Annotated in this window: 11 protein-coding genes; 8 read left to right on the top strand and 3 right to left on the bottom strand. The window is 37.6% G+C overall.

The window, feature by feature from the left end:
* Nucleotides 1–229: 229 nt before the first annotated feature.
* From ftsA to ileS, 8 genes are all read left to right on the top strand, one after another.
* Nucleotides 230–1,648 carry a cell division protein FtsA gene (ftsA, locus tag ACVRWY_RS09010; protein ID WP_354369843.1) on the top strand — a complete coding sequence of 473 codons (1,419 nt, stop codon included), beginning with the start codon at nt 230–232 and terminating at the stop codon, nt 1,646–1,648.
* A gap of 12 nt (nt 1,649–1,660) precedes the next feature.
* Entirely contained in the window at nt 1,661–2,944 is a 1,284-nt protein-coding gene (gene ftsZ, locus ACVRWY_RS09005; protein ID WP_354369844.1) for a cell division protein FtsZ, read from the top strand.
* A gap of 2 nt (nt 2,945–2,946) precedes the next feature.
* On the top strand, nt 2,947–3,618 hold the full coding sequence (locus ACVRWY_RS09000; RefSeq protein WP_354369845.1) for a YggS family pyridoxal phosphate-dependent enzyme: 672 nt from the start codon (nt 2,947–2,949) through the stop codon (nt 3,616–3,618).
* Between the two features lie 10 nt (nt 3,619–3,628).
* Nucleotides 3,629–4,261: a cell division protein SepF gene (locus ACVRWY_RS08995; protein WP_354369846.1), complete on the top strand. Its 633-nt coding sequence runs from the start codon at nt 3,629–3,631 to the stop codon at nt 4,259–4,261.
* Nucleotides 4,262–4,265: 4 nt separating this feature from the next.
* Nucleotides 4,266–4,523, top strand: a complete 258-nt coding sequence (locus ACVRWY_RS08990; protein WP_354369847.1) for a YggT family protein — start codon at nt 4,266–4,268, stop codon at nt 4,521–4,523.
* A gap of 5 nt (nt 4,524–4,528) precedes the next feature.
* Nucleotides 4,529–5,305 (top strand): YlmH family RNA-binding protein, encoded by a 777-nt coding sequence (locus ACVRWY_RS08985; RefSeq protein WP_354369848.1) that lies wholly within the window; start codon nt 4,529–4,531, stop codon nt 5,303–5,305.
* An 18-nt stretch (nt 5,306–5,323) separates the two neighbouring features.
* Nucleotides 5,324–6,178: a DivIVA domain-containing protein gene (locus ACVRWY_RS08980; RefSeq protein ID WP_354369849.1), complete on the top strand. Its 855-nt coding sequence runs from the start codon at nt 5,324–5,326 to the stop codon at nt 6,176–6,178.
* Between the two features lie 239 nt (nt 6,179–6,417).
* Nucleotides 6,418–9,210 (top strand): isoleucine--tRNA ligase, encoded by a 2,793-nt coding sequence (gene ileS / locus ACVRWY_RS08975; RefSeq protein ID WP_354369850.1) that lies wholly within the window; start codon nt 6,418–6,420, stop codon nt 9,208–9,210.
* Nucleotides 9,211–9,359: 149 nt separating this feature from the next.
* On the opposite strand, the gene ACVRWY_RS08970 is transcribed toward ileS, so the two are convergent.
* From ACVRWY_RS08970 to ACVRWY_RS08960, 3 genes are all read right to left on the bottom strand, one after another.
* Nucleotides 9,360–9,659 (bottom strand): DUF1827 family protein, encoded by a 300-nt coding sequence (locus tag ACVRWY_RS08970; RefSeq protein ID WP_354369851.1) that lies wholly within the window; start codon nt 9,657–9,659, stop codon nt 9,360–9,362.
* Nucleotides 9,660–9,714: 55 nt separating this feature from the next.
* Complete coding sequence (locus tag ACVRWY_RS08965; protein WP_354369852.1) at nt 9,715–10,161, bottom strand: NUDIX domain-containing protein; 447 nt, start codon at nt 10,159–10,161, stop codon at nt 9,715–9,717.
* A gap of 119 nt (nt 10,162–10,280) precedes the next feature.
* Nucleotides 10,281–10,370 carry an IS3 family transposase gene (locus ACVRWY_RS08960; protein ID WP_447455796.1) on the bottom strand — a complete coding sequence of 30 codons (90 nt, stop codon included), beginning with the start codon at nt 10,368–10,370 and terminating at the stop codon, nt 10,281–10,283.
* Nucleotides 10,371–10,372: the final 2 nt, after the last annotated feature.

Genomic DNA, 10,372 nt, shown 5'->3' with positions numbered 1-10,372 from the left:
AGGAACTTTGAAAACTTTAAAAAACGGATTTTGATTGCCTTGAACATAAAGAAAGAGAGAACGAATTTCGTCCTCTCTAGGTGTTAGCTTTTCATCTACCCACTACAGTTGACAAAGAGCCTTTTTTATGATATAATATTTCCTGAATAATTCTGCAAAAAGCAGTATTGTTTATCAGTAAATGAAGTATTAGAAATCAATAGTAAGAAGAGATAGAGAGGTCGAGTGAATGGCTAGAAATGGCTTTTTTACAGGATTAGATATTGGTACAAGCTCGATTAAAGTTCTTGTTGCAGAGTATATTGCTGGAGAAATGAATGTCATCGGTGTGAGTAACATCAAGAGTTCAGGTGTTAAGGATGGCATCATTGTAGACATTGAGGCGGCAGCTGCAACTATTAGAACTGCGATTGAACAAGCAGAAGAGAAGTCAGGTATGACCATTGAAACAGTCAATGTAGGCTTACCTGCAAATCTTTTGCAAATTGAACCTACTCAAGGAATGGTCCCTATCATTAGTGACACAAAAGAAATCAAGGATGAAGATGTAGAGAGTGTTATCCAATCTGCCTTGACAAAGAGTATTGTTCCAGACAGAGAGGTTATTTCTATTATTCCTAAAGAGTTTGTTGTAGATACTTTCGCAGGTATACGTGATCCAAGAGGAATGATGGGAACGCGCTTAGAAATGCGTGCATTGATTTATACAGGACCAAGCACTATTATCCACAACTTACGTCGTACAGTAGAGCGAGCTGGTATAAAAGCAGAGCATATTATCATTACCCCTCTTTCTCTGACACGTTCCATCTTAAATGAAGGTGAGCGTGAGTTTGGAGGCATCGTTATTGATTTAGGCGGTGGACAGACAACAGTTGCAGCTATGCGTGCTCAAGAGTTAGAATATACTAATGTCTATATTGAAGGTGGAGACTATATTACTAAAGACATCTCTAAAGTACTGAAAACTTCCCTTCAGACAGCAGAATCTTTGAAATTTAATTTTGGAGAAGCCAATGTCGAGCAAGCGAGCGATACTGAAACAGTCCAAGTTGAGGTTGTAGGTGCACGTGAGCCGGTTGAAATAACAGAACGGTATCTAGCTGAGATTATCTCTGCTCGCCTTAAACACATCTTAGATCAGGTTCGACAAGATTTAGAGCGTGGACGCTTATTAGATTTACCAGGTGGTGTTATTTTAGTTGGTGGGGGTGCTATTCTTCCAGGTATTGTTGAGTTAGCTGAGCAAGTTTTAGGAACTCAAGTGAAGCTATATGTTCCAAACCAAGTTGGAATTCGTAATCCTATTTTTGCCAATGTGATTGGTATGGTGGAATATGTAGGTACTTTAACAGAGGTTGATGAAATTTCGCAAAGAGCCATTTACGGTGATGCGATGTTACGTCAACAACCTATTGATATTTATCGTTCTGCTCCAACTCAACCAGTGAAACAACCTACTCAACAATCTTATTCAGTAGGAGATTATGAGCGTTATCAAACGCCAAAAGCTCCAGTTGAGACGGGATATCAAGTTCCACCAGCAGAACCGACAACACGCCTTCAACAACAAGAGGTAAACTCAACGGAACCAAAAACGAAATTTTCAGATCGTGTACGTGGAATTTTTGGAAGTATGTTTGATTAGAGAGGATAAAAAATGGCATTTTCATTCGATGCGGCATCAGTACAAGGTGCAGTTATTAAAGTTATCGGTGTAGGAGGTGGCGGAGGAAACGCTATCAACCGCATGATTGAAGAAGGTGTAGCAGGTGTAGAATTTATTGCAGCTAACACAGATATTCAAGCCTTAAGTAGTTCAAAAGCAGAGACAGTCATTCAGTTAGGTCCTAAATTAACTCGTGGTTTAGGTGCTGGAGGTCAACCTGAAGTTGGTCGTAAAGCAGCTGAGGAAAGTGAAGAGGCATTGACTGAAGCATTAACTGGTGCAGATATGGTCTTCATCACAGCAGGCATGGGGGGCGGATCAGGTACAGGAGCTGCTCCAGTAATTGCTCGTATTGCTAAAAGTCTAGGGGCCTTAACAGTTGCTGTTGTGACACGACCATTTGGTTTTGAAGGGAATAAACGTGGTAACTTTGCAGTTGAAGGGATTTCTGAGCTGCGTGAACAAGTTGATACTTTATTGATTATTTCAAATAATAATCTCCTTGAAATTGTTGATAAAAAGACACCACTTCTTGAAGCTTTGAGTGAAGCTGATAACGTTCTTAGACAAGGTGTTCAAGGGATTACCGATTTGATTACTAGTCCAGGGTTGATCAACCTTGACTTTGCTGATGTGAAAACTGTTATGGCAAGTAAAGGTAATGCACTTATGGGAATCGGGATTGGTTCAGGTGAGGAGCGTGTGGTAGAAGCTGCGCGTAAGGCAATTTATTCTCCATTACTTGAAACAACTATTGATGGTGCCGAAGATGTTATCGTTAACGTGACAGGTGGTCTTGATATGACATTGATTGAGGCAGAAGAAGCTTCAGAAATTGTTAGTCAGGCAGCTGGACATGGTGTTAACATTTGGTTAGGAACTTCGATTGATGACAGTATGAAAGATGAAATCCGTGTTACTGTTGTGGCAACTGGAGTTGGCCAAGAAAAAGCAGCTGGCGCAGTAGGTGTTCGTCCTGTACGTCAAACACAATCAGAGTCTTCTGATTCTCAGCCTCAAACAGGTTTTAATCGTCGTCCAAATTATGATTTTGACCTGTCAAGTGGTGTAGAAGTGCCAACACAAGGTTCAGCTTATCAAGATTTTAATAATCAATCACAGCCATCATCATTTGGTAATTGGGATTTAAGACGTGATAACATCAAACGCCCAACTGAGGGAGAGTTAGATAGTCAGCTAAAAGTTTCAACGTTCTCAAGCAAGCCAGAAGTAGATGATGAATTAGAAACACCGCCTTTCTTTAAAAATCGTTAATAATGGATCTAAATCAAAATAAAAAAAATATAGAAAATGCTGTTGCAGCTGCGTGTTTGGAGGCGAAACGCTCTCCAGAATCTGTAAAGGTTATTGCAGTGACAAAATATGTTGATATTGCTGCCACACGTCAAGCTTTATCTACAGGTATTCGACATATTGGTGAAAATCGTGCCGATAAATTTCTAGAGAAATATCAAGTTCTAAATGATGATGACGTGGTATGGCATTTTATCGGGACTCTCCAACGCAGAAAAGTTAAAGATGTTATCAATTTGGTAGATTATTTTCATGCTCTAGATTCCGTCAAGCTGGCAAGAGAAATTGATAAGCGTGCCGAACATACAATAAAGTGTTTCTTGCAAGTCAATGTATCTGGTGAAGAAAGTAAGCATGGCTTTTCTACGACAGAGGTTACTTCTGTTTTAGAAGAATTACAAGAGTTAAAACATATTGAGCTAGTTGGTTTGATGACCATGGCGCCATTTGATGCAGACGATAAGCAATTACAAGAGATTTTTTCAAAGACAGAATCTTTACGTTGCCAATTGGCTTCATTAAAACTTCCTAATATGCCTTTGACAGAATTGAGTATGGGGATGACACGAGATTACCCCATTGCTATTAAAAATGGTGCAACTTTTGTTAGAGTAGGGACAGCATTTTTTGAATAATGGAGAGATCATGATGTTTAAAAATGGACTAAATAGAATTGTTTCTTACTTTGAAACAGATGAAGAAAATGAATTAGAAGAATCATCTGATACTGCTTTATCAGGTTCTCTAAGAGTGGAAGAGGAGTCTTCTATACCAGAAGTTAGACAGGAATTGCCTCCAAAGAGAGAGCAACCAGTCAAGACGGAAACTCAGAGGCAAAGATCAGCAGAGAGACCTCAATCAATTGCGGCTACTGCTCGTCAACTTACTTCTAATGAACAAACAAGTTCTTATCGAACAAGAGAATCACAAACCACTAACTATCCGAAACAAGGACCGGACAACTATTTGACACAAAAAGAAATGATTACGATTGCAATAAAATATCCTAAAAAATATGAAGATGCTACAGAAATTGTAGATCTGTTAGCTTCTCAAGAGTGTGTCTTGATTGATTTTCAATATATGTTAGATGCACAAGCCAGACGATGTCTAGATTTTATTGATGGAGCTAGTCATGTTTTAGGCGGAACCTTACAAAAGGTTGGTTCATCAATGTACTTGTTGACCCCAATTAATGTTGTTGTTGAGGCTGAAGACATTAGCTTATCTTCAAATACTCAAGACTATAATTTTGATTATGATATGAAGCGTCGATAAAAATATGTTTGGATACTTAATATATGTATTATTACGTTTGCTAGATGTTTACTCATTTTTACTCATTGCCTATGCTTTATTATCTTGGTTCCCAGGAGCATCTTCTTCTGGTATAGGAAGATGGTTAGAAAATATAGTCTCTCCTGTTATAACACCTCTTAGGAGATTGAATTTGCAGTTTGCTGGTTTAGATTTTACAATTTTAGTAGCACTATTTTTGTTGAATTTTCTAGGACGACTCTTGATTATGGTGTTGATATAGATAAAATGGAACACTCACTGACCCAACATTTTAGTAAAGATGAACTGGCTTTCGTTGAAAAAGTAGAAAATGATATTCGTTTTGTTGAAACGCGCTACAGTTTGTTATTGACACCTTTTATCAATCCTAGACAGGTCGAAATTTATCAAGTACTTGCTAATAGATCAGGATTAAAATGTTTTTCATCAAATCAATATATGACACGAGAATATGCTCGTGTCATTGTTGCACCTGACTACTATATTTTAGAGAAAAAAGATTTTGAAATCGCTCTGCTGGAGATTAAATATGCAAATAAATTTAATCAATTGGAACATCGTCAAATTCTAGGAGCTTTATTACATCAGATGGGCGTGAAACGAACAGTTTTTGGTGATATTTTAGTCGAAGATGGCAGGGCACAAGTGTTTGTGGATCAAAGATTATCTAGCCATTTTGTCTCTGAAATTACTAAGATCTCTAGAGTATCTGTTCAATTAAATGAAGTTGATTACAGTCAGTCTATTGTATCCTATGAAGAAAGAGACACTAAAGATCTGATTTTATCCAGTTTAAGACTTGACAAAGTCTTATCAAGCGTATTAAAATTATCACGTAGTCAGGCCTTAAAATTGATTACAACTGAAAAAGTGAAACTAAATTATCGTGTTATGACAAAATCTTCTGTCATGTTGAGCATTGGTGATTTGATTAGCGTTAGAGGTTTTGGACGATTTTATTTAACGTCTGATTTGGGATTGACAAAAAGCGGTAAACATAAAATTAGAATAGAAAAGACCTAAAATAATAAGGAGACAAGCATGGCAATTACAGCAGTAGATATTAAAGATAAGACTTTTACGACCAAATTTCGTGGTTATAATGTTGAAGAAGTTGATGAATTTTTAGATATTTTAGTTGATGATTTTGAGGAATTGGTTCGCAAAAATCGTGAACAAGCTGATCGTATTAAAAGTTTAGAAGAAAAGATTCTTTATTTTGATGATATGAAAGAATCATTGAGCCAGTCAGTTATTCTAGCTCAAGAAACAGCAGAGAAAGTGAAGTCATCAGCTTTAACAGAGTCTGAAAATATGTTGAATAAAGCAAATTATGAATCAACACGCTTGGTTGATGAAGCAAAACTCAAAGCTAATGAAATTTTACGTGATGCTACAGATGAGGCAAAACGCATTGCTGTAGAAACTGAGGATTTGAAGCGTCAAAGTCGTGTTTTCCATCAACGTTTGCTTGCTTCAGTAGAAGGTCAGCTTGGCTTGATCAACGCTCCAGAGTGGGCAGAGTTATTGAAGCCAACAGCTGTCTATTTACAAAATTCAGATGCTGCATTTAGAGAAGTAGTAGAAAAAGTTTTAGATGAGCATGTTTTAGATGAAACTTCTGATTTTGAATCCTTCGATGCTACTCGTCAGTTTACAGCAGAAGAGATGGAAGAACTTCAACGTCGTGTTGCAGAAAGCAATCAAAAAGTTGAAATGGCTTTAAAAGAAGAAGCACATGCTGAATTAGAGTCACAGGCTATCCAAGAGGAAGTATCAGAACAAGTTGTGACTGAAATTCCTTCTGAGTCATTTATTACCTTTGATGATGTGGAGCCAACAGAACCTAATTTAGGGGATACACAAACTTTTAAAATCAATTTTAATCAAGACTAATAACAAAAATACGGTATCAGATACATATTTTTAGCGAGTAGGAGATGGTGTGAGCCCTGCAATCCCTGTATCTGTTATTATCATTTTGTTGGTATTTTATCTGAAGGACAGTAGGATAAAAGGTGAGCTCGCCTTAAGAGCATAAGAGGGACTTTTCGTAGTAGGAGTCCAAACTAAGGTGGTACCACGAGCTTTCGTCCTTTTTGATGAAAGCTCTTTTTATATATTGAGAGGTAGATATGAAATTAAAAGAAACACTGAATCTTGGAAAAACGGCTTTTCCAATGCGAGCTGGCTTACCCAATAAAGAGCCACAATGGCAAGCGGCTTGGGATGAAGCAAATATTTATGCCCGTCGTCAAGAACTTAATGAAGGAAAACCAGCCTTTCATTTACATGACGGCCCCCCATATGCGAATGGTAATATTCATGTTGGTCATGCCTTGAATAAAATTTCTAAAGATATTATTATCCGTTCTAAATCAATGATGGGATTCCGTGCTCCTTATGTTCCAGGATGGGATACTCACGGTCTTCCGATTGAACAGGTCTTAGCTAAACAAGGTGTTAAGCGTAAAGAGATGGATTTAGTGGCTTATCTTGAAATGTGTAAGGATTATGCCCTAAGCCAAGTTGATAAACAGCGTACAGATTTCAAACGCTTAGGTGTCCTTGGGGACTGGGAAAATCCTTATATTACCTTAACAAAAGATTATGAGGCGGCTCAAATTCGTGTGTTTGGTAGTATGGCAGATAAAGGCTATATTTATCGTGGGGCTAAGCCAGTTTATTGGTCATGGTCATCTGAATCGGCTCTTGCAGAAGCTGAGATTGAATACCATGATATTGATTCAACATCACTTTATTATGCGAACAAAGTTAAAGACGGTAAAGGGGTTCTTGATCAGGGGACTTATATCGTGGTATGGACGACGACACCATTTACCATCACCGCCTCTCGTGGTTTGACAGTCGGACCTGATATGACTTATGTTTCTGTGAAACCAAATGGACAAGATCGTCAGTATGTGGTAGCAGAAGCTTTGGTAGATCAACTAGCCACTAAATTTGGTTGGGAACAATTTGAAATCATTGCTACTTATAAGGGGTCTGAATTAGAATACATTGTAACAGAACACCCTTGGGATACAGAAGTTGAAGAATTAGTTATCTTAGGTGATCATGTCACAACAGATTCTGGTACAGGTATTGTTCATACAGCCCCAGGTTTTGGTGAGGATGACTATAATGTTGGTATCAAGTATAATTTAGAAGTTGCAGTTACAGTTGATAGTCGTGGGATCATGATGGAAAATGCAGGTCCAGATTTGGCAGGGCAATTTTATGATAAGGTTGTTCCTACTGTTAAGGAGAAGTTGGGAGATTTACTTCTTGCCAGTGAGGTCATTAACCACTCTTATCCATTTGATTGGCGTACTAAAAAGCCAATTATTTGGCGTGCTGTTCCACAATGGTTTGCTTCAGTCTCTCAATTCCGTCAAGAGATTCTAGATGAAATTGAGGCAACAAACTTTTATCCAGGATGGGGAAAAACACGTCTTTATAATATGATTCGTGATCGTGGTGATTGGGTTATTTCACGTCAACGTGCTTGGGGTGTCCCACTGCCAATTTTCTATGCTGAGGATGGAACAGCTATTCTAACTAAAGAAGTAACCGACCACATTGCTAATCTTTTTGAAGAGCATGGTTCAATTGTTTGGTGGCAACGTGATGCTAAAGAACTTCTTCCTGAAGGCTTTACTCATCCAGGCTCTCCTAATGGAGAATTCACCAAAGAAACAGATATTATGGATGTTTGGTTTGATTCAGGTAGCTCATGGAATGGTGTGATGAATGCTCGTGATCATCTCTCTTACCCAGCTGATCTTTATCTTGAAGGGTCAGATCAATATCGTGGTTGGTTTAATTCTTCTCTGATTACTTCTGTTGCTGTTAATGGGCATGCACCATATAAGGCTGTGTTATCTCAAGGTTTTGTTCTTGATGGTAAAGGACTTAAAATGTCTAAATCACTAGGTAATACCATTTTACCAAGTGATGTTGAAAAGCAATTTGGAGCAGAAATCTTACGTTTATGGGTGACTTCTGTAGATACCTCAAATGACGTTCGTGTATCAATGGAGATCTTATCACAAGTATCAGAAACTTATCGTAAAATCCGTAATACTTTACGTTTCTTGATTGCCAATACCTCTGATTTTAATCCAGCAACGGATAAAGTGGCTTATGAGAATCTTCGATCAGTTGATCAATTCACAATGGTTAAGTTTAACAAATTAGTGGGACAAATCCGAAAAGCCTATGAAAACTATGACTTTATGGCTATCTATAAGGCCGTTGTAAACTTTGTGACTCTTGATTTATCAGCCTTCTATCTTGATTTTGCAAAAGATGTTGTTTACATTGAAGGGGCAAATGCTGTGGCACGTCGTCAAATGCAAACAGTATTTTATGACATCCTTGTGAAAATCACAAAACTATTGACCCCAATCCTTCCACATACATCAGAGGAAATCTGGTCTTATCTTGAGCATGAAGAAGAGGAGTTTGTCCAATTAGCCGAAATTCCAGAAGTAGAAACTTTTGCAAATGAGGCAGACTTACTTGAAAAATGGGAAGCTTTTATGAACTTCCGTACGCAAACGCAAAAAGCTTTGGAAGAAGCACGTAACGAAAAAGTTATTGGTAAGTCACTTGAAGCGCATTTGACTGTCTATGTGAATACAGAAACAAAAGCCCTATTAGACTCACTAGAAGCAGATATTGCTCAATTATTGATTGTTTCTGACCTAACAGTCTTAGAAGATGAGGCTCCAGAAGAAGCAACAGTGATTGAAGACCTTGCCTTTACTGTTGAAAGAGCGGCTGGTGAAGTTTGCGACCGTTGCCGTCGCATCGATACCAGTGTGACTGAACGTCCTTATAAAGCTCTTATCTGTGATCACTGTGCTACAGTAGTAGAAGAAAATTTCCCTCAAGCAGTAGCTGAAGGATTTGAAGAAAAATAAGTATAAAAAAATGAGATTGAGTGTAAAACACAATCTCATTTTTTTTATATTAAAAGATAAGTCCTTTTAGGGAACTTATCTCTCGAAGTATAGTTGTAAAAAAATTAAGTCTGTAGTCTTTTATTGTAAAAAACTGGATAAACCAGCTTTTAAATAATAGGGATGGAAATTTCAATTAAATTAGAAGTATGGATTGTTTTGATTTGTTCTTGCAGAATGCTAGTTTTGTCGATTTTACGCTTGAGGAAAAATTCACGAATTGTTTCAAGTTCATTTTCTTTAATGGCGCGGTGCTTGTTGGTGATCACTAACTCATAGTGTTTAGGAGCTTGTGTAAAAATGACATCTGTGTTACCAGCAGAGTAAGTTTCCACTAGTGTAGCGTCAGTATTTTCCAGTTGACTACGAACCAAAGCTGAGTGGCTACGAGTTGTATTGATTAATTTCATAATTTTCCTCCTCAATTTCTTATAGGTCTATTATAGCACTAAACTAGGAGTGAGACTAGTCTTGCTGTGATTTTTTCCATATTTCGATACCCCATTTATGACTTCCTCGCTTGAGTTTTTCAATAGCCATATCAACTGGAAACCAAGCAATATGGTTAAAATCCTCAAGTGGTTGACTAATTTCTTTAAAAGAAGTGACCTCATAGATGTATGCAGGATTGTAAAAATATTTATCACGATGGCTAGAGTAAAAATACTCATCGGCTTGTCCATAATATTGTCCAAGAGTTGCTGAAAAACCAAGTTCTTCAAGTAATTCACGTTCAAGGGCTGAAAAATGATCTTCATTTTCTTCGATTTCGCCTCCAGGTAGAAACCAGGCACCGTTAGGAGCTTGAACTAAAATAATCTGATCTTTAGTTAGGTTGGGAATGACCGCATAAACACCATAGCGGTTATGATAACTGACCTGCTCAATTTTTTCACCGAAAGTTGGATTCATGATAATTCTCCTTTCACAGTATTATACTATAAAAGTTAGCGCTTGCCTAATGAAATTGTTTGAAAATTGAAAAAAGAGTAAGAATGTCAAGCCCCAGATAAAATGGACAGTTAAAAAAGTTAGGTCTTTAGAAGGTATGCTTCCCTAAATTCTAAGGGAGTCATACCTTTTAATTTTTCTTGTGGTCTGTGGCAATTATACCAGTCGATGT

Source organism: Streptococcus porcorum (assembly GCF_053203725.1).
This window is presented reverse-complemented; position numbering and strand designations above follow the sequence as displayed.

Coding starts and splice junctions, on each gene's coding strand:
- ftsA (WP_354369843.1), top strand. CDS start 230: ATGGCTAGAAATGGCTTTTTTACAGGATTAGATATTGGTACAAGCTCG.
- ftsZ (WP_354369844.1), top strand. CDS start 1,661: ATGGCATTTTCATTCGATGCGGCATCAGTACAAGGTGCAGTTATTAAA.
- ACVRWY_RS09000 (WP_354369845.1), top strand. CDS start 2,947: ATGGATCTAAATCAAAATAAAAAAAATATAGAAAATGCTGTTGCAGCT.
- ACVRWY_RS08995 (WP_354369846.1), top strand. CDS start 3,629: ATGATGTTTAAAAATGGACTAAATAGAATTGTTTCTTACTTTGAAACA.
- ACVRWY_RS08990 (WP_354369847.1), top strand. CDS start 4,266: ATGTTTGGATACTTAATATATGTATTATTACGTTTGCTAGATGTTTAC.
- ACVRWY_RS08985 (WP_354369848.1), top strand. CDS start 4,529: ATGGAACACTCACTGACCCAACATTTTAGTAAAGATGAACTGGCTTTC.
- ACVRWY_RS08980 (WP_354369849.1), top strand. CDS start 5,324: ATGGCAATTACAGCAGTAGATATTAAAGATAAGACTTTTACGACCAAA.
- ileS (WP_354369850.1), top strand. CDS start 6,418: ATGAAATTAAAAGAAACACTGAATCTTGGAAAAACGGCTTTTCCAATG.
- ACVRWY_RS08970 (WP_354369851.1), bottom strand. CDS start 9,659: ATGAAATTAATCAATACAACTCGTAGCCACTCAGCTTTGGTTCGTAGT.
- ACVRWY_RS08965 (WP_354369852.1), bottom strand. CDS start 10,161: ATGAATCCAACTTTCGGTGAAAAAATTGAGCAGGTCAGTTATCATAAC.